A 20,420-nucleotide genomic window follows, 5' to 3' on the forward strand; every position below is an offset into this window, starting at 1 on the left:
AGCGCCCGCCAGCGCGTGGGCGAGGCCTCAAAGCCACTGCGGCGCCCGAAGGCGCCGCAGCTTTTACATGAAGCGGTGACCGAGCCACCACGCGGCCGCGGCCAGCGTGGCCGAGGCCGGTATGGTCAGCACCCAGGCCCAGACGATGTTGCCCGCCACGCCCCAGCGCACCGCGCTGAGCTTCTGCGTCGCGCCAACGCCGACAATCGCGCCGGTGATCGTGTGCGTGGTCGAAACGGGAATGCCCAGCGACGAAGCCGTGAAAAGCGTGAGCGCCCCGCCCGCCTCCGCGCAGAAACCGCCCACCGGCTTGAGCTTGGTGATCTTCTGACCCATCGTGCGCACGATGCGCCAGCCGCCGAACAGCGTGCCGAGACCCATCGACAGATAGCAGCCGCCAATCACCCAGATGGGCGGCGCGTCCGAACCGATCGCCGAGTAGCCCGTTGCGATCAGCAGCATCCAGATGATGCCGATGGTCTTCTGCGCGTCGTTGCCGCCGTGGCCGAGGCTATAGAGGCCAGCGGAAAGCAGCTGCAGGCGCCTGAAGCGCCGGTCGACCTTGCTTGGCGGCGTGCGGAAGTACAGCCACGACACCGTGAGCATGAAGAACGAACCGAGGATGAAACCGAGCAGCGGCGAGATGAAGATGAACGCCACGGTCTTCATGAGGCCGTCGAAGTTGAGCGAGGCCCAGCCCGACTTCGCGAGCGCCGCGCCCACGAGGCCGCCGATCAGCGCGTGCGACGAACTCGACGGAATGCCGTAGTACCAGGTGAGCACGTTCCAGCCGATCGCGCCCATCAGCGCGCCGAACACCACGTAGTGGTCGACGATATCGGGGTCGATGGTGCCCTTGCCTACCGTCTGCGCCACCTTCAGGTGGAACACGAAATAGGCGATCACGTTGAACATGGCGGCGAACGCCACCGCCTGCTGCGGCTTCAGAACACCCGTGGACACGACCGTGGCGATGGAATTCGCCGCGTCGTGAAAACCGTTCATGAAGTCGAACACGAGTGCGATGGCGACCAGCGTCGCGACCGCCCAGAGAGCGAGTTGTATCGATTGCATCGCAGTGAGCTCAGGCGTTCTCTAGCACGATGCCTTCGATGATGTTTGCGACATCCTCGCACTTGTCCGTGATCGCTTCGAGCAGTTCGTAGATTGCCTTCAGCTTGATCAGGTTCTTGACGTCGTCTTCCTCGCGGAAGAGCTTCGAAATGGCCGCGCGCAGCAAGCGGTCGGCGTCGGATTCGAGGCGGTCGATGTCTTCGCAGGCCTGCAGGATCTCGCGCGCCTGCTTCATGTCGGAGAGCAGGCCCACCGCCAGTTGCACGCGCTCGGCCGTGGCCGTCACCACGTGCGCCAGCTGGCTCGCCTCGGCGGTCACGGCTTGCACGTCGTAGAGCGAAATGGCCGTAGCGACGTCCTCCATGAGGTCGAGGCAGTCGTCCATCGTCGTGATGAGCTTGTGGATCTCGTCGCGGTCGAGCGGCGTGATGAAGGTCTTGTGCAGCAGGTCGATCGCCTCGTGCGTGAGCTTGTCAGCGGCCTTTTCGGAGGCCTGCACGTTCTGCTTGTGGATCTCGGCGTCGGCGAGGTTATCGATCAGGAGTTCGAGTTCGCGGCTCGCGGAAACGATGCATTTCGCATGCGCATTGAAAATTTCGAAGAACTTGCCCTCGGTGGGCATGAATCGACCGAACATTGGTATCCCGGAAATTGGTCTCGGATTGCCGTCACGAAGCAGTGACTTCGTGGTCACTTCGCGGCAATCGGGCGGCAAAATAAGCGACAGAGATGGCTGTCATAAAACGGCAACATTGTATCGCCAGGCGAGATCTGCCGCATGGATCGGCAGCCGCCAACGCGGCATTTGCGCCACTTTGGCGCAAGCCGCGCAACGATTTGCGTTATTCGGCGTAGAAGGTCTGCGCCCCGGCAAAATTATCGAACTTCGTGTATTGGCCGTGGAACGTGAGGCGAACGGGTCCGATCGGACCGTTACGCTGCTTGCCGATGATGATTTCGGCCGTGCCCTTGTCGGGACTGTCGGGGTTGTAGACTTCGTCGCGATAGATGAACAGGATGACGTCCGCATCCTGTTCGATTGCGCCCGATTCACGCAGGTCCGACATCACCGGCCGCTTGTTCGGACGCTGCTCCAGACCGCGGTTCAGCTGCGACAGCGCGATCACCGGGACGTCTAGTTCCTTCGCCAGGCTCTTGAGCGAGCGCGAAATTTCCGAAATTTCGGTCGCGCGGTTTTCGCCCGTGGACGAGCCGCTCATGAGCTGCAGGTAGTCGATGATGATGAGCCCGAGCTTGCCGCACTGGCGCGACAGACGCCGCGCGCGCGAGCGCAATTCCATCGGGTTCAGGCCGCCGGTTTCGTCGATGAAGATCTGCGCCTCGCTCATTTTCTGCACGGCGTGCGTGAGCTTCGGCCAATCCTCGTCGGTGAGGCGCCCCGTACGCATGCGGTGCTGATCCAGACGGCCAACCGAGCCGAGCATACGCATGATGAGCTGCGTGCCCGGCATTTCCATGGAGAACACCGCCACCGGCAGGCCGTACTCCACGGCCACGTACTCGCCGACGTTCATCGAGAACGCGGTCTTACCCATCGAGGGGCGCCCTGCCACGATGATCAGCTCGCCGCCATGCATGCCCGACGTCATGCGGTCGAGGTCCATGAAGCCCGTGGGCGTGCCCGTCACGTCGCTCGGGTTGGCCGTGTGATAGAGCGTGTCGATGCGCTCCACGACCTGCGTGAGCAACGGCCCGATCTCGAGAAAGCCCTGGGTGCCGCGCGCGCCGTCCTCGGCGATCGAGAACACCTTCGACTCGGCCTCGTCGAGCAGCTGCCGCACTTCCTTGCCCTGCGGGTTGAAGGCGTCGGCGGAAATTTCGTCGGCGACGGAAACGAGCCGGCGCAGCACCGCACGGTCACGCACGATTTCCGCGTAGCGGCGAATGTTCGCGGCGCTCGGCGTGTTCTGCGCGAGCGCGTTCAGGTACGCGAGGCCGCCCACGTCATCCGCTTTGCCCGAGGTGCCGAGCGCCTCGTACACCGTCACCACGTCGGCCGGGCGCGTGGCGGCGATCAGCCGGCCAATGTGCTCGAAGATGATGCGGTGGTCGTAGCGATAGAAGTCGCTTTGCGAGAGGAAGTCGGCAATCCGGTCCCAGGCCGCGTTATCCAGCAGCAGGCCGCCGAGCACCGATTGCTCGGCTTCGATCGAATGCGGCGGGACTTTCAGCGAGTCGAGTTGGGGATCTTTCGGAGCGTTCATGGAGGGCAATTATCGGACATGGGGGTGCCTCGAACAAGCTTGAAAACTTGCAACGAGCGGAGCGTCCAGGCAGCGCACAACAAAAAAGGCAGAAGCCCTGCGGCTCCTGCCCTTCCTGAGTCTTGCGTCAAACCGCGCGGCCCGCGAGGGCCGCACGTGGGTACTTAGGCGTGCTCGCCCAGCACCGACACCGTGACGTCGACGAGGACGTCGGTGTGCAGCGCAACGTGCACCGGGTGGTCGCCCACCATCTTCAGCGGGCCTTCCGGCAGACGCACTTGCGCCTTTTCCACTGCGAAGCCTTGCTTCGTGAGCGCAACGGCGATGTCCGCGTTCGTGACCGAACCGAACAGGCGGCCGTCCACGCCGGCCTTCTGGCCGATCTGGACGGTCAGGCCGTTGAGCTTTTCGCCTTCGGCTTGCGCTGCTGCCAGCTTTTCAGCGGCGACCTTTTCGAGTTCTGCGCGGCGGACTTCGAATTCAGCGATTGCGTCCTTCGTAGCACGGCGTGCCTTCTTGTTCGGGATCAGGAAGTTACGTGCGTAACCGTCCTTCACCTTGACGATGTCGCCGAGGTTACCCAGGTTGACGACTTTTTCCAGAAGAATGATCTGCATTCTATTGCTCCTTATCGCGTCGTCTTGTTAGGCCTTGTGCTGGTCGGTGTACGGCATCAGCGCGAGGAAACGCGCGCGCTTGATAGCCGTGTCCAGCTGACGCTGATAGTGGGCCTTCGTACCCGTCAGACGAGCCGGCGTGATCTTGCCGTTTTCGCCGATGAAGTCCTTCAGCGTGTCAAGGTCCTTGTAGTCGATTTGTTCGACGTTTGCAGCCGTGAAGCGGCAGAACTTCTTGCGCTTGAAGAGCGGGTTTTGTTGCTGACGACGCTTGTCGAATTTCTTACCAGTCGGGCGGGGCATGATTAGTCCTTTCCTGTGCCTTGCATTTCGGTGATGTGAAACACCAGGGTTCGCGCATTGCGGTGCTTTTTCGCCAGAAAACCGGTGAAGAGCGCTTCCACGCCCATCTCACAGCTTTCCACGAGACCGCAGGCCTTGCCGGCCGCCACCGCGGGCATCGTGAGCTCGACGAAGCGGGGAATGCCGGCTTCGACGACCTCCGTGCGGTGCTGCAACGTGACACTTGCGATCGGAACGCCGGCGGGGGTGTACCGCACCGGTTCGCGTTCGACGACGCTAGCCGTAAGCTGCAGCCTGTTCACGGGGCTAACTCAGGCAAATGAGCTTGAATCCTGATGGCTTGTGTACTTAAGCCTGCGCTTCGGTCGGCTGGGCAGCCGCCTTCTTGGCTTCTTCGCGCTGCACTTCCTTCATCATCGGCGACGGGCCGGTTTCGGCCTTCTTCATCTTGACGATGAGGTGACGCAGAACAGCGTCGTTGAACTTGAACGCGTGTTCCAGTTCGTCGAGCGTGGTCTGGTCGCATTCGATGTTCATGCAGACGTAGTGAGCCTTCGCGAGTTTCTCGATCATGTAGGCCAGTTGACGACGGCCCCAGTCTTCGATGCGGTGGATCTGACCACCGTGCGAGGTGATCGTGCCCTTGTAGCGCTCGATCATGGCGGGAACTTGCTCGCTCTGATCGGGGTGCACGATGAAGACGATTTCGTAATGACGCATGTATCACTCCTTGTGCTTACTTGTGGATATAAGCCACCCGGGCGTCGGAACCGGTGTGGCAAGTGAGAAGCCGAAGATTGTAGCGCGGATGGGCTACGCACGCAAGACAGATCGTGCGTTGGGGCGATGAATCGGGCGTGTTTTCAATGACTTGCGCGGCGAGAAGCGCCCGGAGCGCTCCTCGCCGCGCTCGTGTGAGACGACGGCCTAGCTGCCTGCCGCCTCGCTCGCGCCCGCCGCGAGCCTCGCGTCGAGCGCCGCGCGCAGGCCGTCGAGCGCGTCCGCGCCGGCGTCGCTCACCGCCCACCAGGTCATGCCCGCCGCCTGCCAGCGCCGGAGCGCGTAGCCTTCGCTCGAACCCGGCGGCGCGATGCCCGAGACGGCCGGTCCGCTCGCGCCCGGCGGGAACACATAGACGTCGATCACATGCTTGCCATAGTGATAGACCAGCACGGCAACCCGTTCGCGCCCCACATAATCGAGACGTCCGCCCGCCAGCGCGAAGCCCTGCTGCGCCAGATCGAAGACAGGTGGCGCGTAGTCGATGCGACCGTTGAACCACGGTTTCACGGTATGGCGGTCCGTCGAGATCACGTCGATATCGCGGCCGGAAATCTGGGCCCGCACGTGGCTCGACACGAGATCGTCGACGAAGGCCGTCTCAGCGGCCGGGCGGCGTAGATGCAACGTGGCGATCACAGCCAGCGCACAAAGGATCAGCACCGCGCAGCCGAACCACGCGAACGTGGCCGCGCGCGGACCCGCGTTCACGGACGCAGCGCCCCAGCCATGCCCGCCCACATCGCCTCGCTCCCGGCCTCCACTGCCCGGCCACCAGTTGCGCACCCACTCGCGCCAGCCTCCCGAGTCACGCACGGGGGTTGGCGAAGGCGCTGCCTTCGCAGGCGGCACGTCCGTCGCCGGCAATGCCGCGACGATACGCGCAGCCAGCCCAGCCGGCGCGCGGTGGTATGACGCGGAGCGGATCATTTGAGAGATGGCCTGCACGTCGTCGGCGACATGGCGGCACGTCTCGCACCCCGCGAGATGCTCGCGCACACGCCATTCGTCGGCGGCAGAGAGTTCGCGGTCGACGCTCGCGTCGACCAGCGGGCGCGCTTCGTTACAGTTCATCGGGCGCCTCCGTCGTTCGGCCTTCGGTGCGAGAGCGCAACGGCGCTCCGCCGTCGGCGGCCGGCTCCTCGCGGAACCGACCGCCGTTCCCCCGGCCGGATGGTCTCCTGGCTTGATTGCTTCCCCCGACTCCGGCCCTGTCGTCCGCGCAGCCGTGGGCGCGGACAACCGAATCGCTCGCAGTCTCGTTGACTGCACTACCCGCCGCTGTCCTGTCGCGCTCGCCGCCGCGGTACGCCGCCAGCAGCGTCGCCAAACGCCTGCGGCCGCGTGCGAGCCGCGACATCACGGTGCCGACCGGTAGATCGGCGATCGCCGCGATCTCGCGGTAGCCCAGTTCCTCCAGTTCACGCAGCACCAGCACTTCCCGATACTCCACCGGCAGGCGCCTGAGCGCGTCCTGCACGTGGCGGGCGTCTTCGGCACGGATCGCGAGCGTCTCGGGATCAACGCCGCCCGTTTCCCAGCCTTCGAGCGGCGCGTCGTCGCGCAACTCGTCGAACGGCGCCACCTCTTCCGCGCCCGCGCGCCGCCGCCATTCGTCGTACCAGACACGCCGCACGATCGCGAGCAGCCAGGGGCGGGCCTCGTCGCCGCGAAACGCGTCGAAGAAGCGGAACGCGCGCAGAAACGCCTCCTGGACGATATCTTCCGCGTCGCCCGGGTTGCGCGAGAGCCAGCGCGCGAGGTTGTAGGCCGCATCGAGATGCGGCAGCGCCAGCGCCTGAAAGCGGCGGCTGCGCCCGGCCTCATCCTGCTCGTACGCGGTTTCGCCCACGTCGTCCCCTCGCCTCTTCATTTGGCTTGCGCGACCGTGGCCGCATACAGGCACTACCGAAGCTCGGGCCAGTTTATTCCCGCTCTGTGCACACGAAAACGAAAAATAATTCGAAGTGCGCAATTACGCGCCGGTCCAGTACCCCGGCCGCGCGTAGACCTCCTTGAGATAGTCGATGAAGTAGCGCACGCGCGCCGGCACGTAGCGCTGCTGCGGATACACCGCGAGGATGTCGTAATCGGGCAGCGCGTATTCGTCGAGCACCGTTTCGAGTTCGCCGCGCGCGAGCTGGGCGTCGATCTCCCAGGTCGAACGCCAGCCGAGGCCGAGGCTCTCGGTCACCCAGCGGTGCAGCAGCTCGCCGTCGTTGCAGTCGAGCGTGCCGCCCACGCGCACGGTGACGAGCTTGCCGCCGCGGCTGAAGTACCAGCCGCGGTTCTGGCCGCCCTGCAGGTTGAACGCGAGGCAGTTGTGGTTCGGCAAATCTTCGAGCGTTTTCGGCCGCCCGTGCTTGCGGAAATACTCGGGCGTGCCGCACACGACGCGCCGGTTCGTGGCGAGCTTCACGGCGACGAAGTTCGGGTCCACCGCGCCGCCGATGCGAATCGACAGGTCATAGCCCTCGCGCACCAGATCGACCACGCGGTCGGTGAGGTTGAACGACACCTGGAGTTCGGGCTTGTCGGCGAGAAACTCGGGCGCGAGCGGCGCGACGTGCTTGCGCCCGAACGCCGCCGGCGCCGAAACGATCAGATGGCCGCTCACCACCTGGCGCCCGGCGGACAGCTCGTTTTCGGCCTGATCCCAGTCGGCGAGCAGGCCGCGGCAGCGTTCGAGAAAGGCCGCGCCCTCCTCGCTCACCACGAGCCGCCGCGTAGAACGGTAAATGAGCTTCACGCCGAGGCGCTTTTCCAGCGCGTCAATACGCCGCCCGAGGATCACCGGCGAAACACCTTCCTCGAGCGCCGCCGCCGCGAGGCTGCCCGCTTCTGCGACGCGCACGAAGGTTTCGATCTGCTTGAAGCGGTCCATTGCTTGTCTCCTGTGTCGGCAGCACTTGGCGCTTCAGCGCTTAGTGATGCCCATGCCGCGCGCCGCAGGCCCCGGCGCGGCCGGAAGCCCCGCCTCACGGACATTCCATACTTTTTGTTTCGGAATAAACGACCTGGACTGATCTTATCAAACCTTTCCTGCGCCCCTAAAGTGGGCCTCAACACATCGCCATTCCTCGCATACGAGACATTCAGGAGACAATCATGGCCAAAATGAGAGCCGTCGACGCCGCCGTTCTGGTGCTCGAGAAAGAAGGCATCGATACCGCTTTCGGCGTGCCGGGCGCCGCCATCAATCCGTTCTATTCGGCGATGAAAAAGGCGGGCGGCATCACGCACGTGCTGGCGCGCCACGTCGAAGGCGCCTCGCACATGGCCGAGGGCTTTACGCGCGCCACGCCGGGAAACATCGGCGTGTGTATCGGCACCTCGGGCCCCGCGGGCACTGACATGATCACAGGCCTCTACTCGGCCCAGGCCGATTCGATTCCGATCCTCGCGATCACGGGCCAGGCGCCGCGCGCCCGCCTCTACAAGGAAGACTTTCAGGCCGTCGACATCGAGTCGATCGCCAAGCCCGTCACCAAGTGGGCCGTCACCGTACGCGAGCCGGCGCTCGTGCCGCGTGTGTTCCAGCAGGCGTTCCATCTGATGCGCTCGGGCCGTCCGGGTCCGGTGCTGGTCGATTTGCCGATCGACGTGCAGCTCGCCGAAATCGAATTCGACATCGACACGTACGAGCCGCTGCCCGTCTACAAGCCGCGCGCGACGCGCAAGCAGATCGAAGCCGCGCTCGAACTGCTCAACGCGAGCGACAAGCCGCTGATCGTCTCGGGCGGCGGCGTGCTCAACGCAGCAGCCGAAGACCTGCTCGTGCAGTTCGCCGAAACGGTGGGCGTGCCCGTGATCCCGACGCTCATGTCGTGGGGCGCGATTGCCGACGACCATCCGCTCATGGCCGGCATGGTCGGTCTGCAGACCTCGCACCGCTACGGTAACGCCACGATGCTCGCCTCCGACTTCGTGCTCGGCATCGGCAACCGCTGGGCCAACCGCCATACGGGCAGCGTCGAGGTGTACACGAAGGGCCGCAAGTTCGTGCACGTCGATATCGAACCGACGCAGATCGGCCGCGTGTTCGGCCCGGATCTCGGCATCGTCTCGGACGCGAAGGCCGCGCTCGAACTGTTCGTCGAAATCGCGCAGGCATGGAAGGCCGCGGGCAAGCTGAAGGATCGCAGCGCGTGGGTGGCCGACTGCCAGCAACGCAAGCGCACGATGCTTCGCAAGACGCACTTCGAGAACACGCCGATCAAGCCGCAGCGCGTGTACGAAGAGATGAACAAGGCGTTTGGCCGCGACACCTGCTACGTGAGCACCATCGGCCTTTCGCAGATCGCCGGCGCGCAGTTCCTGCACGTGTACAAGGCGCGTAACTGGATCAACTGCGGCCAGGCAGGCCCGCTCGGCTGGACGATTCCCGCCGCGCTCGGTGTGCGCGCAGCCGATCCGACGCGTCCCATCGTGGCGCTCTCGGGCGACTACGACTTCCAGTTCATGATCGAAGAGCTGGCCGTGGGCGCGCAGTTCAAACTGCCGTACGTGCACGTGGTCGTGAACAACTCGTATCTCGGCCTGATCCGCCAGGCGCAGCGCGCGTTCGACATGGACTTCTGCGTGCAGCTCGCGTTCGAGAACATCAACGCGCCTGAAGTGAACGGCTATGGCGTCGATCACGTCACGGTCGCCGAAGGCCTCGGCTGCAAGGCGCTGCGCGTGTTCAAGCCGGAAGAGATCGCCCCGGCGCTCAAGCAGGCCCAGGCGCTCGCCGCCGAGCACAGCGTGCCGGTCGTCGTCGAAGTGATTCTCGAGCGCGTGACCAACATCTCGATGGGCGCTGAAATCGACGCGATCAACGAGTTCGAGGAACTGGCCGAAAAGCCCGAGCACGCGCCGACTGCCATCAGCGCGCTGAATGCCCTCGACTGAGCGTATTCGACCACGCATCACCGCAGCATTGGCAGCGCACACGGCATCGGCGCGCTGCCTGACCGATTTACCGCGTGATTTACCGCGTGACTTCCCGCCTGACTTCCTCTACTGACCGACCAGCGAGACCCAGCACCATGCCAAAATTCGCCGCGAACCTCACCATGCTGTTCAACGAAGTGCCCTTCCTCGACCGCTTCGCAGCGGCCGCACAAGCGGGCTTCGACGCCGTGGAGTTCCTGTTCCCGTATCCGTACAAGGCCGCCGAACTGGCCGAGCGTCTGGACGTCAACGGGCTGAAGCTCGTCCTCCACAACTTGCCCGCCGGCAACTGGGAAGCGGGCGAGCGCGGCATTGCCTGCCTGCCCGAGCGCCGCGGCGAATTCCAGGAAGGCGTGGGCCGCGCGATCGAATATGCGAAGGCGCTGAAGGTGCCGCAACTCAACTGCCTCGTCGGCATTCCGACGGCCGGCGTCGATCGCGACACGGCACTCACCACCATCGTCGAGAACCTGCGCTACGCCGCAGACGCTCTGAAACGCGAAGGCATCCGCCTGCTGGTCGAGCCATGCAACGCGTACGACATTCCCGGCTTCGCGCTGAACCGCTCGGCCGAAGCACTCGACGTGATCGAAAAGACCGGCTCGGACAACCTGTTCCTGCAGTACGACATCTATCACATGCAGCGTATGGAAGGCGAACTCGCCGCGACGATCAAGAAGCACTTCGCGAAGATCGCCCACATCCAGCTCGCCGACAATCCTGGCCGCAACGAACCCGGCACGGGCGAAATCAACTACCCGTTCCTGTTCGATCTGCTCGACACGCTCGGCTACGAAGGCCACATCGGCTGCGAATACAAGCCGCGCACGACGACCGTCGAAGGCCTCGGCTGGCTGCGCAGCGCGAAGCTGCGCACCGCCGAACTCGCCTGAGCCCCTACGCACATTCACGCATTCGCTTTCACGGAGACACAAGATGGCAAAGATTGGCTTTATCGGACTCGGCATCATGGGCGCGCACATGGCGCGCAACCTCATCAAGGGCGGCCACACGCTCGCCGTGAACGGCAAGTACCCCGTGCCCGACGACCTGCGCACGCAAACCGAAGTCGTCGCCGATTCGACGGCTGTGGCGAAGGTCTCGGACATCGTCATCGTGATGGTGCCGGACACGCCTGATGTCGCCAACGTCCTGTTCTCCGACGACGGCGTCGCCAAGGGTCTCTCGGCCGGCAAGCTCGTAATCGACATGAGCTCGATCTCGCCGCTCGAAACGCAACAGTTCGCCAAGCAGATCAACGCGCTCGGCTGCGACTATCTCGACGCGCCGGTCTCGGGCGGCGAAGTTGGCGCACGCGAAGCCACGCTCACGATCATGGTGGGCGGCCCGCAAAAGTCGTTCGATCTTGCCAAGCCACTGTTCGACTTGATGGGCAAGAACATTTCGCTCATCGGCGACAACGGCGCGGGCCAGACCTGCAAGGTGGCGAACCAGATCATCGTCGCGCTGAACATCGAGGCCGTGGCCGAAGCGCTGCTGTTCGCGGCACGTTCGGGCGCGGACCCCGAGCGCGTGCGCAAGGCCCTGATGGGCGGCTTCGCTTCGTCGCGCATTCTCGAAGTGCACGGCGAGCGCATGACAAGGCGCACGTTCAATCCGGGCTTTCGCATCGAGCTGCACCAGAAGGACCTGAACCTCGCGATCGACGGCGCGCGCAAGCTGGGCATCGCCCTGCCGCACACCGCGAGCGCGCAGCAGCTCTTCAGCGTGTGCGCCGCGAACGGCGGCAAGGCATGGGACCACTCGGCCATGATCCGCGCGCTGGAGATCATGGCGAACTTCGAGATCGCCGAACCGCAAGCGCAGGCGAAGGTGGCTTGAGCACTAGCGGTTGCAGGACGGCGGTTCGCGCGACGCAACGTGCGGACCGCCCGCAGAACCGGATCACGCATACCGGCTCGCGCGAAGCAACACAAGCGCACGAGCCTCCCGTGGGGCGCTTCGCGGCGGCGGCAACCGTCGCGAGGCAAATCGGTGCCGCTCTGGGCTGAGGGCGGCCAGTGGGGTCCGAAAGCGGCGCCCGGTGACGGCGGGGAAGCCTTGGTCGGTCAGACGTCGTCATCGGGTGTCCGCGTGTCGGATGCCCGTTTTTCTTTGCCTTCTTTTTTCTCGCAGGTTTCACACTCTTTGACGCTGCCCCGATGGACGCCTTCGCGGCCGCGTTTCCAAAATTGTGCTTTCATCCGGCTGTCACGCAGACGGGTCAAGGTGGACACGACGCGTGACCACCCAGTCATTTCCAGCACGTGAGGAGTGTGATCGATGGGCATTATCAATTTCATCAAGGAAGCAGGCGAAAAACTGTTCGGCACGGCTGCAGCGCCCGCCGCCGCCGCGGAACCCGCTGCCGCACCGGCAGATCCCGCTGCGAATCTCGCCGAACTGAACCAGAAGGCCGGCGAGGCGATCGCGGCCTATATCCGCTCGCAAGGCCTCGACGCCGACAACCTCGGGGTGACCTACGACGGCGTCTCGCACACGGTGACGGTCACCGGCAACGCCGCCGACCAGCCGACGAAGGAGAAGATCCTCGTCGCGGCCGGCAACGTGCAGAACGTCGACAAGGTCGACGACCAGATGACGGTGACGAACCCCGCGCCCGAAGCGCAGCACCACACGGTCGTTTCTGGCGACAACCTCTGGAAGATCGCCGAGAAGTACTACGGCAGCGGCGCGAAAAACGACGCGATCTTCCAGGCGAACACGCCGATGCTCAAGAGCCCGGACAAGATCTATCCGGGTCAGGTGCTCGTGATTCCGCCGCTGCAGTAAGCGCGGCAACTCGCAAACACGGCCAGAAACGAAACGGGCCTGGCGGAGCGATCCGCCAGGCCCGTTCTTCCCTGTGCGCGGCCCGCCTCAGTACGTGTCGAACACGTCCTGCAGCCCTGCCTTGTCGGTCGTGCCCGCTGCCAGCGCGAGCAGCAGCAGCACACGCGCCTTGTACGGGCTGAGCGTGCCCGACGAGACGAAGCCGAGCGTATCGTCCTTGGCCGCGCCGTTGTGCATCACGTGACCCGAGCCGACGCGCGAGGCGCGCACGACGGCCACGCCCTTGGCGGCCGCCTCGGCCAGCGACTGCTGCAACGCGCCGTGTATCGAGCCGTTGCCCGTGCCGGCCACGACGAGCCCATCCACGCCGGCGGCAACGAGCGCTTCGACCGCCGCGCGCGACACGCCCGCGTAGCTCGTCACGATCTCGACCTGCGGCCATTGCGCCGATGCCGTGAACGGCGCATCGACCGTATGCGGGCGCAGCGCGCGGCGCTGGAATTCCACGCGCCCATCCTGCACCCAGCCCAGCGCGCCGATTTCCGGCGACTGGAACGCATCCACCGCATAGGTGCTGACCTTCGCGACGTCGCGTGCGCAATGAATGCGGTTATTGAACGCCACCAGCGCGCCCTGCCCGGCCGCCGCCTCGCTCGCCGCGAGCGTGACGGCATTGAGCAGATTGAGCGGGCCGTCGGCGGAAAGCGCCGTGGCGGGCCGCATGGCGGCCGTCAGGATGCATGGCTTCGTGCTCTTCACCGTGAGATGCAGCAGGTACGCGGTTTCTTCGAGCGTATCCGTGCCGTGCGTGATCACCACGCCGTCGATCTCGTCGCTGGCCAGCAGTTCGTTCACGCGCTGCGCGAGCGTGGACCACAACGCGAGCGACATGTCCTTGCTGTCGATGCTCGCGACCTGCTCGGCATGGATCTGCGCGATGGCGTCGAGGCCCGGCACGGCGGCCAGCAGCTGCGCGACGCCGATCACGCCGGCCTGGTAGCCGGCGGTGTTCGCAGCGTCTGCGGCAGAGCCCGCAATCGTGCCGCCGGTGGCGAGCACGGCGATACGCGGCAGCGCCTTTGGCGTCGCCGCTGAAGAGGAAGTGGAAGTATTCATGGCGGCGATTTTAAGCGATCCGCCGCCCGCCGGGAAAATCAGCCCGCCTTTCAGGTTGCCTCGCGCAACTGGCTCGCGATCTGCTGCTCGGTGAGCTGCGGCGCGAACATTTCGATGAGCCGGTATGCGTACTGGCGCAGGAACGCGCCCTTGCGCAGGCCCACTCGCGTCGTGCTCGCATCGAAGAGATGCTCCGTGTCGAGCGCGACGAGTTCGCTGTCGCGCTTCGGGTCGTAGGCCATCGCCGCGACGATGCCAACGCCCATGCCGAGTTCGACGTAGGTCTTGATCACGTCCGCGTCGATGGCGGTCAACACCACGTCAGGCACCACGCTCGCTTTCGCGAACGCCTGGTCGATATGCGAGCGGCCCGTGAAGTCCTGGTCGTAGGTGATGACCGGGTACTCGGCCACGTCTTCGAGCGTGAGATTTTCGCGGCCCACGAGCGGATGCGTCTTCGGCACGACCACCACGTGATGCCACGAGTAGCACGGAAACGTGACGATATCGGGGAAGCGGTCGAGCGCCTCGGTCGAGATGCCGAGGTCGGCCTCGCCGTTGATGATCATCTGCGCGATCTGCTGCGGATTGCCCTGGCGCAGCGCGAGGTGGACTTTCGGAAACACTTCGCGGAACTGGTGCACGACCTTCGGCAGCGCGTAACGCGCCTGCGTGTGCGTCGTCGCGACCACGAGGTGACCGCTGTCCTGGTCCGCGAACTGGCGCGCCACGCGGCGCAGGTTCTCGGCGTCGAGCAGCATGCGCTCGATCAGCTGATGCACGGCCTTGCCCGGCTCCGTGAGGCCGGTCAGGCGCTTGCCGCGGCGAATGAAAATGTCCACGCCGAGTTCGTCTTCGAGATCCTTGATCTGCTTGGAGACGCCCGACTGCGACGTATACAGCACGTTCGCCACTTCGGTCAGGTTCATGTTCTGCCGCACGGCTTCGCGCACGAAACGCAACTGCTGAAAATTCATGGTCTTCTCTCCGGGACTGCTGACCGATTGTTCGTTTTTCTCGATGTGAGCACTGTAACGCTCATTGCGCCGGAAATACGCGCAGCCCGCGCGGCACCGCCGTCACGCCCTCGCCCACTGCGAGGCCCAGCGCGCGCCACGACTCGCGGTCGAGCTCGGCTTCGAGCGCGCCGCCCGTGCGGCTTTCCAGCTCCACGCGCACCGAACCGCCCAGCGTCACCACGCGGCGCACGTCGACCACGATGCCGTCGCGATGATCGCTCGCTTCGCGGTGCAGCACGAGGTCGTGCGGCCGCACGTAGGCGAGCGCCGGGCCTTCGAAGCTCGCGTGCACCGAGATCGGCTGCGCCGCGCCCTCGGCGACGAAACCGCGCGCATCCACGCTGCCGCGCAGCCGGTTCGCGGCGCCGAGGAATTCGTAGACAAAGGCGGTCTGCGGATGATCATAGACGTCCTGCGGGCTGCCCACCTGCTCCACGTGCCCATGATTCATCACGACGATGCGATCGGCCACCTCGAGCGCTTCCTCCTGGTCGTGCGTGACGAAGATCGTCGAGATGTGCAGATCGTCGTGCAGGCGGCGCAGCCACGAGCGCAGCTCCTTGCGCACCTTGGCGTCGAGCGCGCCGAACGGTTCGTCGAGCAGCAGCACCTTCGGCTCCACGGCGAGCGCGCGCGCAAGCGCGATGCGCTGACGCTGCCCGCCCGAAAGCTCGGACGGATAGCGCTGCGCGAGCCAGTCGAGCTGCACGAGCTTGAGCAGCTCATGCACCTTCTCGCGAATCACGGCCTCCGAGGGCCGCTCGCTGCGCGGCTTCACGCGCAGGCCGAACGCCACGTTCTCGAACACCGTCATGTGGCGGAACAACGCGTAATGCTGGAACACGAAGCCCACCTGGCGCTCGCGCGCGCCCACCTCACCCACGTCCTGGCCTTGCAGCACGACCTGGCCCGCGTCGGCGTATTCGAGGCCCGCGATCACGCGCAGCAGCGTGGTCTTGCCACAACCGGAAGGTCCGAGCAGCGCAACCAGTTCGCCGGGCGGAAAGTCGAGCGAGACGTTGTCGAGGGCAGTGAAGTCGCCGAAGCGCTTGTGCAGATTGCTGACGGTGATGCCCATGTTTACTGCTCCCCTACTTGAATCGGTTGGCGCACGGCGCGAGGCGCTGCGTGTTGTGAAACATGTTGCACGGCCACGGGTTGCGGGCCCGCATAGGCGGGAATCTCATCCGCGCCGCGCAGTTCCGACGAAAGGCGGCGCTCCGCGAGCAGCTTCAGGCCGAGCGTGACGAGCGCGAGCAACGCGAGCAGCGATGCCACGGCAAACGCCGCCGCGAAGTTGTACTCGTTGTAAAGAATCTCGACGTGCAGCGGCATCGTGTCGGTCTGGCCGCGAATATGGCCCGACACCACCGAAACCGCGCCGAACTCGCCCATCGCGCGCGCGTTGCAGAGAATCACGCCGTACAGCAAACCCCAGCGGATATTGGGCAGCGTCACGCGGCGAAACATCTGCCAGCCCGAGGCGCCCAGCACGTGGGCGGCCTCTTCTTCGTCGTTGCCCTGCGCCTGCATCAGCGGAATCAGCTCGCGTGCGACGAACGGGAACGTCACGAAGATCGTGGCGAGCACGATGCCCGGCACCGCGAAGATGATCTGCACGTTGTGGTCTTCGAGCCACGGCCCGAGCCAGCCCTGCGCGCCGAACAGCAGCACGTAAATGAGACCCGAAATCACGGGCGAAACCGAAAACGGCAGGTCGATCAGCGTGGTGAGCAGCGCCTTGCCGCGAAACTCGAACTTCGCGATCGCCCACGAAGCCGCGAGGCCGAAAGCCAGATTCAACGGCACCGCGATCGCCGCGGTGATGAGCGTGAGCTTGATCGCGGCGAGCGCGTCGGGATCGACGAGCGACGTGAAGTAGAAGCCGATGCCCTTCGACAGCGCCTGCCAGAACACGGCGACGAGCGGCACCACGAGAAACAGCGCGAGAAACGCGAGCGCGATGCCGATCAGGAGCCAGCGCACCCACGCTGCTTCGGTGACCGGGTCCGGCCGGCGCGTGCTTCGTTGTTGCGGCAGCGGGCTCATTGCGCACCTCCCGCGACGGTTGCGCCCACCACGGCATTCGGCGCGCTGCCGGCCGTTACACCCCGGCTCGTGCGGCGTTGCAAATACCACTGGAGTGAATTGATGAGGAGCAGCATGACGAACGACACGCAGAGCATCATCACGGCGAGCGCCGTTGCGCCCGCGTAGTCGTATTGTTCGAGCTTCGTGATGATGAGCAGCGACGTGATCTCCGACTTCATCGGCACGTTGCCAGCGATGAAGATGACCGAGCCGTACTCGCCCAGCGCGCGCGCGAATGCGAGCGCGAAGCCGGTGAGGAGCGCCGGCAGTACCGCGGGCAGCACGACACGGCGGAACGTGAGCCAGCGCGAGGCGCCGAGGCACGCGGCGGCCTCTTCCTGTTCGCGCTCGAAGTCCTCGAGTACCGGCTGCACCGTGCGCACGACGAACGGCAAGCCGATGAAGGTCAGCGCCACGAGCACGCCGAGCGGCGTGAAGGCGATCTTGAGACCGAGCGGCTGCAGGAACTGGCCGATCCAGCCATTGCCCGCATACACGGCGGCGAGCGAAATGCCCGCCACGGAAGTCGGCAGCGCGAACGGCAGATCGACGAGCGCATCGATCACCCGTTTGAACGGGAACGTATAGCGCACCAGCACCCATGCGAGCAGGAAGCCGAATACGGCATTGATCAACGCCGCGCCGAGCGCGGCGGTGAACGTGAGCCGGTACGACGCGATCACGCGCGGCGACCACACTGCGCGCACGAACTGGTTCCAGTCGAGTGTCGCCGTCTTGAGAAAGGTGGCGGCGAGCGGAATGAGCACCACGAGGCTCAGGTAAGCCACGGTGATGCCAAGCGTCAAGCCGAATCCGGGCAGCGCACTAGGCTTGCGGAATCTAAACGTGGTCATGCTCATCATCCAGACATGGGTTGCGCGCTTCCTGTATTCAAAGCGGCGCCGAAAAGCGCGCCCGTAGGCGCGCTTCGTTGTTATCCGGTCACGTCGCTATGCGGACCGCTTGCTGCTTGACAGCTTTACTGCGGTTGATAGATCGAATCGAACACGCCGCCATCCGCGAAATGCGTCTTCTGCGCGTTGGGCCAGCCGCCGAAGGTGTCGTCGACCGTGTAGAGCTTGAGCTTCGGAAACTTCGCCGTGAGCGCCGCCGGGACCTTGTCCGAACGCGGACGGTAGAAGTTCTTCGCGGCGATCTCCTGACCCTCTTCGCTATAGAGGAACTGCAGGTAGGCCTCGGCCTCCTTGCGCGTGCCCTTCTTGTCGACCACCTTGTCCACCACCGTCACCGGCGGCTCAGCCAGAATGCTCACCGAAGGCACGACGATCTCGAACTTGTCCGGACCGAATTCCTTGAGCGAGAGAAATGCTTCGTTCTCCCATGCAATCAGCACATCGCCGATGCCGCGCTGCACGAAGCTCGTCGTGGCGCCTCGTGCGCCCGAGTCGAGCACGCCCGCGTTCTTGTAGAGCTTCGAGACGAAGTCCTTCGCCTTCTGCTCGTTGCCGCCCGGTTGGTGCAGCGCATACGCCCACGCCGCGAGATAGTTCCAGCGCGCGCCGCCCGAGGTCTTCGGATTCGGCGTGACGATCGAGACGCCCGGCTTGGTCAGATCATCCCAGTCCTTGATGTGCTTCGGGTTGCCCTTGCGTACGAGGAACACGATGGTCGACGTGTACGGCGACGCGTTGTCGGGCAGGCGCTTTTGCCAGTCCTTCGCGACGATGCCCTTGTTGGCGAGCGCGTCGATGTCCCATGCCAGCGCGAGCGTCACGACGTCGGCTTGCAGGCCGTCGAGCACCGAGCGCGCCTGTGCACCCGAGCCGCCATGCGACTGCTTGATGGTGAGCGTTTCGCCCGTCTTCGCCTTCCACTGCTTGATGAAGGCTTCGTTGATGTCCTGGTACAGTTCGCGCGTCGGATCGTAGGAGACATTGAGCAGCGATGTATCCGCGTGAGCAGCCACCGGCGCCATGGCCGCCATCGTCGCGACGCCGACGAGCGGCGCAACGCCGATCACCAGTTTTGCCGCCAGTGTTTTCAGCCAGCCCGCGCGCCCCGTATGTGTCGTGCCCATCTATCTGTTCTCCGTTCTCGTGTGTGCTCGTTTGCGCCCCTTGGTGAAGTGCAGCGAACGATGGAGGCCAGTCTAGCGATCTGCTTACATTATTAAAAATGATGTTTTTTCATTTTTTAATACGCAAAAGTGGTAAGGACAGAGGAAGTCGCTGCTGGAGCGCGGTTTCATCCGCGCAAACGCGGGAAAGCGGCCTGATGGCAACGCTCAGTCGACGAACTTCAAGTAACACTTGAAAAGTGGCGAGTACTGTATAAAAATACAGTTACCTGTTCAAACATACAGTGGCGCCATGACCAAACTCACCGCACGACAGCAGCAGGTTTTCGATCTGGTTCGCCGGGCCATCGAGCGCACGGGCTTCCCGCCCACGCGCGCCGAGATCGCGGCGGAACTCGGCTTCAGCTCGGCGAACTCCGCGGAGGAGCATCTGCGCGCGCTGGCGCGCAAGGGCGTGATCGAACTGGCTGCGGGCGCCTCGCGCGGCATCCGCCTCATGCCGGGGCCCGACGACCTGCCGCATCAGTTCACGCTTCCGCACGCGAGCATCATGCAGCTCTCGCTGCCGCTCGTTGGCCGTGTCGCAGCGGGCAGCCCGATCCTCGCGCAGGAGCACATCTCGCAGAACTACATGTGCGACCCGGCGCTCTTCTCGAGCCGCCCCGACTACCTCTTGAAGGTGCGCGGCCTTTCCATGCGCGACGCCGGCATCCTCGACGGCGACCTGCTCGCCGTGCAGAAGAAGGCCGAAGCGAAAGACGGCCAGATCATCGTGGCGCGTCTTGGCGACGACGTCACCGTGAAGCGCCTGAAGCGCCGTCCGAACGGGCTCGAGCTGATCGCCGAGAACCCCGATTACGACAATATTTTTGTCGAGGCCGGCAGCGCGGAATTCGCGCTCGAAGGCATCGCGGTTGGGCTGATCCGCCCCACCGAATTCTGAGCAATCCGTCTGCGCGCAGTTTGCACATTGTTTGCACATTGTTTGCACATTGTTTGCGCACCCTCTGCGCACTACCTGGAGAGAGTCATGGAACGTCTTGCCCGCTTGCTGCCCTTCCGCCAATTCGGCCGTCTTCGCCATCTCCGTGGTATCGCCTCGTGCGCGGTCCGCGAAGTCCGCGATTCGGCTACCGCACTGAGCGGCTCGCTCTTCGAAGACTCGCCAGAGATGGTGGCGGCCAGCACGGCCGACCTGCCGGTGCTGCCCTCGGCCCAGCCAGCGTTTGCGCGCGTGTCGCTCAACAGCACGCTCAACACCGAACAGCCCATGCGCCGCGCGCCCGTGCGCGTCTATCAGGGTCCGTCGCGGCTCATCCTCGTCGGCACGGTTGACGCGGTTTGCCGCGCGATCGACCGCTGCATCGCCGAGCAGCACAGCGACCTGCCGGCTGCACTCGCGAAGTAAGCCGCAACGCTGCTCAAATGT

General features: G+C 64.7%; 23 protein-coding genes. 6 read left to right on the forward strand and 17 right to left on the reverse strand.

Going from position 1 to position 20,420, the window contains the following annotated elements:
- Positions 1-63: 63 nt before the first annotated feature.
- The 10 genes from M3A49_RS12290 to M3A49_RS12335 form a co-directional block, all read right to left on the reverse strand.
- Entirely contained in the window at positions 64-1,074 is a 1,011-nt protein-coding gene (locus tag M3A49_RS12290; RefSeq protein ID WP_254355168.1) for an inorganic phosphate transporter, read from the reverse strand.
- Positions 1,075-1,084: 10 nt separating this feature from the next.
- The gene (locus M3A49_RS12295; protein ID WP_266228926.1) at positions 1,085-1,711 is read right to left on the reverse strand and encodes a DUF47 domain-containing protein; all 627 of its coding nucleotides are present in this window, start codon (positions 1,709-1,711) and stop codon (positions 1,085-1,087) included.
- A gap of 205 nt (positions 1,712-1,916) precedes the next feature.
- Positions 1,917-3,299, reverse strand: coding sequence for a replicative DNA helicase (locus M3A49_RS12300; RefSeq protein ID WP_254355167.1), 1,383 nt, complete (start codon positions 3,297-3,299; stop codon positions 1,917-1,919).
- 164 nt (positions 3,300-3,463) lie between these two features.
- Entirely contained in the window at positions 3,464-3,916 is a 453-nt protein-coding gene (gene rplI / locus M3A49_RS12305) for a 50S ribosomal protein L9 (protein WP_254355166.1), read from the reverse strand.
- A 27-nt stretch (positions 3,917-3,943) separates the two neighbouring features.
- Positions 3,944-4,219, reverse strand: a complete 276-nt coding sequence (rpsR, locus tag M3A49_RS12310; RefSeq protein WP_027797225.1) for a 30S ribosomal protein S18 — start codon at positions 4,217-4,219, stop codon at positions 3,944-3,946.
- A gap of 2 nt (positions 4,220-4,221) precedes the next feature.
- A complete protein-coding gene (gene priB / locus M3A49_RS12315; protein ID WP_028204898.1) occupies positions 4,222-4,521 on the reverse strand; it encodes a primosomal replication protein N in 300 nt (99 codons plus the stop codon).
- A gap of 46 nt (positions 4,522-4,567) precedes the next feature.
- Positions 4,568-4,939 carry a 30S ribosomal protein S6 gene (rpsF, locus tag M3A49_RS12320; RefSeq protein WP_028204897.1) on the reverse strand — a complete coding sequence of 124 codons (372 nt, stop codon included), beginning with the start codon at positions 4,937-4,939 and terminating at the stop codon, positions 4,568-4,570.
- A gap of 207 nt (positions 4,940-5,146) precedes the next feature.
- Complete coding sequence (locus M3A49_RS12325; RefSeq protein WP_266228927.1) at positions 5,147-6,073, reverse strand: anti-sigma factor family protein; 927 nt, start codon at positions 6,071-6,073, stop codon at positions 5,147-5,149.
- Positions 6,063-6,872 (reverse strand): RNA polymerase sigma factor, encoded by an 810-nt coding sequence (locus M3A49_RS12330; RefSeq protein ID WP_416338948.1) that lies wholly within the window; start codon positions 6,870-6,872, stop codon positions 6,063-6,065. The genes M3A49_RS12325 and M3A49_RS12330 overlap by 11 nt, the downstream gene beginning before the upstream one ends.
- 102 nt (positions 6,873-6,974) lie before the next feature.
- The gene (locus M3A49_RS12335; RefSeq protein ID WP_028204895.1) at positions 6,975-7,883 is read right to left on the reverse strand and encodes a substrate binding domain-containing protein; all 909 of its coding nucleotides are present in this window, start codon (positions 7,881-7,883) and stop codon (positions 6,975-6,977) included.
- Positions 7,884-8,107: 224 nt separating this feature from the next.
- Between M3A49_RS12335 and gcl the strand changes: the two genes are divergently transcribed.
- The 3 genes from gcl (at position 8,108) to M3A49_RS12350 (ending at position 11,776) form a co-directional block, all read left to right on the forward strand.
- Positions 8,108-9,892 carry a glyoxylate carboligase gene (gene gcl / locus M3A49_RS12340; RefSeq protein WP_266228929.1) on the forward strand — a complete coding sequence of 595 codons (1,785 nt, stop codon included), beginning with the start codon at positions 8,108-8,110 and terminating at the stop codon, positions 9,890-9,892.
- Positions 9,893-10,029: 137 nt separating this feature from the next.
- Positions 10,030-10,827, forward strand: a complete 798-nt coding sequence (gene hyi / locus M3A49_RS12345) for a hydroxypyruvate isomerase (RefSeq protein ID WP_266228930.1) — start codon at positions 10,030-10,032, stop codon at positions 10,825-10,827.
- A gap of 43 nt (positions 10,828-10,870) precedes the next feature.
- Entirely contained in the window at positions 10,871-11,776 is a 906-nt protein-coding gene (locus M3A49_RS12350; RefSeq protein ID WP_028204892.1) for a 2-hydroxy-3-oxopropionate reductase, read from the forward strand.
- A 227-nt stretch (positions 11,777-12,003) separates the two neighbouring features.
- On the opposite strand, the gene M3A49_RS12355 is transcribed toward M3A49_RS12350, so the two are convergent.
- On the reverse strand, positions 12,004-12,225 hold the full coding sequence (locus M3A49_RS12355; RefSeq protein ID WP_266228931.1) for a hypothetical protein: 222 nt from the start codon (positions 12,223-12,225) through the stop codon (positions 12,004-12,006).
- Here M3A49_RS12355 and lysM point away from each other — a divergent pair.
- Positions 12,218-12,727, forward strand: coding sequence for a peptidoglycan-binding protein LysM (lysM, locus tag M3A49_RS12360; protein WP_254355161.1), 510 nt, complete (start codon positions 12,218-12,220; stop codon positions 12,725-12,727). The genes M3A49_RS12355 and lysM overlap by 8 nt on opposite strands.
- An 87-nt stretch (positions 12,728-12,814) precedes the next feature.
- On the opposite strand, the gene M3A49_RS12365 is transcribed toward lysM, so the two are convergent.
- The 6 genes from M3A49_RS12365 to M3A49_RS12390 form a co-directional block, all read right to left on the reverse strand.
- A complete protein-coding gene (locus M3A49_RS12365; RefSeq protein WP_266228932.1) occupies positions 12,815-13,843 on the reverse strand; it encodes an asparaginase in 1,029 nt (342 codons plus the stop codon).
- A 50-nt stretch (positions 13,844-13,893) separates the two neighbouring features.
- On the reverse strand, positions 13,894-14,820 hold the full coding sequence (locus tag M3A49_RS12370) for a CysB family HTH-type transcriptional regulator (protein ID WP_266228933.1): 927 nt from the start codon (positions 14,818-14,820) through the stop codon (positions 13,894-13,896).
- A 61-nt stretch (positions 14,821-14,881) separates the two neighbouring features.
- Complete coding sequence (locus tag M3A49_RS12375; protein ID WP_266228934.1) at positions 14,882-15,940, reverse strand: sulfate/molybdate ABC transporter ATP-binding protein; 1,059 nt, start codon at positions 15,938-15,940, stop codon at positions 14,882-14,884.
- Between the two features lie 2 nt (positions 15,941-15,942).
- Positions 15,943-16,911 carry a sulfate ABC transporter permease subunit CysW gene (gene cysW / locus M3A49_RS12380; protein WP_266228935.1) on the reverse strand — a complete coding sequence of 323 codons (969 nt, stop codon included), beginning with the start codon at positions 16,909-16,911 and terminating at the stop codon, positions 15,943-15,945.
- A complete protein-coding gene (cysT, locus tag M3A49_RS12385) occupies positions 16,908-17,807 on the reverse strand; it encodes a sulfate ABC transporter permease subunit CysT (RefSeq protein WP_254355156.1) in 900 nt (299 codons plus the stop codon). The genes cysW and cysT overlap by 4 nt, the downstream gene beginning before the upstream one ends.
- 125 nt (positions 17,808-17,932) lie before the next feature.
- The gene (locus M3A49_RS12390; protein ID WP_266228936.1) at positions 17,933-18,991 is read right to left on the reverse strand and encodes a sulfate ABC transporter substrate-binding protein; all 1,059 of its coding nucleotides are present in this window, start codon (positions 18,989-18,991) and stop codon (positions 17,933-17,935) included.
- 292 nt (positions 18,992-19,283) lie between these two features.
- On the opposite strand from M3A49_RS12390, the gene lexA reads away from it, so the two are divergent.
- A complete protein-coding gene (lexA, locus tag M3A49_RS12395) occupies positions 19,284-19,934 on the forward strand; it encodes a transcriptional repressor LexA (protein WP_028204885.1) in 651 nt (216 codons plus the stop codon).
- Between the two features lie 87 nt (positions 19,935-20,021).
- Entirely contained in the window at positions 20,022-20,399 is a 378-nt protein-coding gene (locus M3A49_RS12400; RefSeq protein ID WP_254355155.1) for a hypothetical protein, read from the forward strand.
- The last annotated feature ends 21 nt before the right edge of the window (positions 20,400-20,420 follow it).

Origin of the sequence: Paraburkholderia sp. CNPSo 3076 (genome assembly GCF_026343935.1) — a bacterium.
In the GTDB taxonomy this organism is placed as follows: Bacteria; Pseudomonadota; Gammaproteobacteria; order Burkholderiales; family Burkholderiaceae; genus Paraburkholderia; species Paraburkholderia nodosa.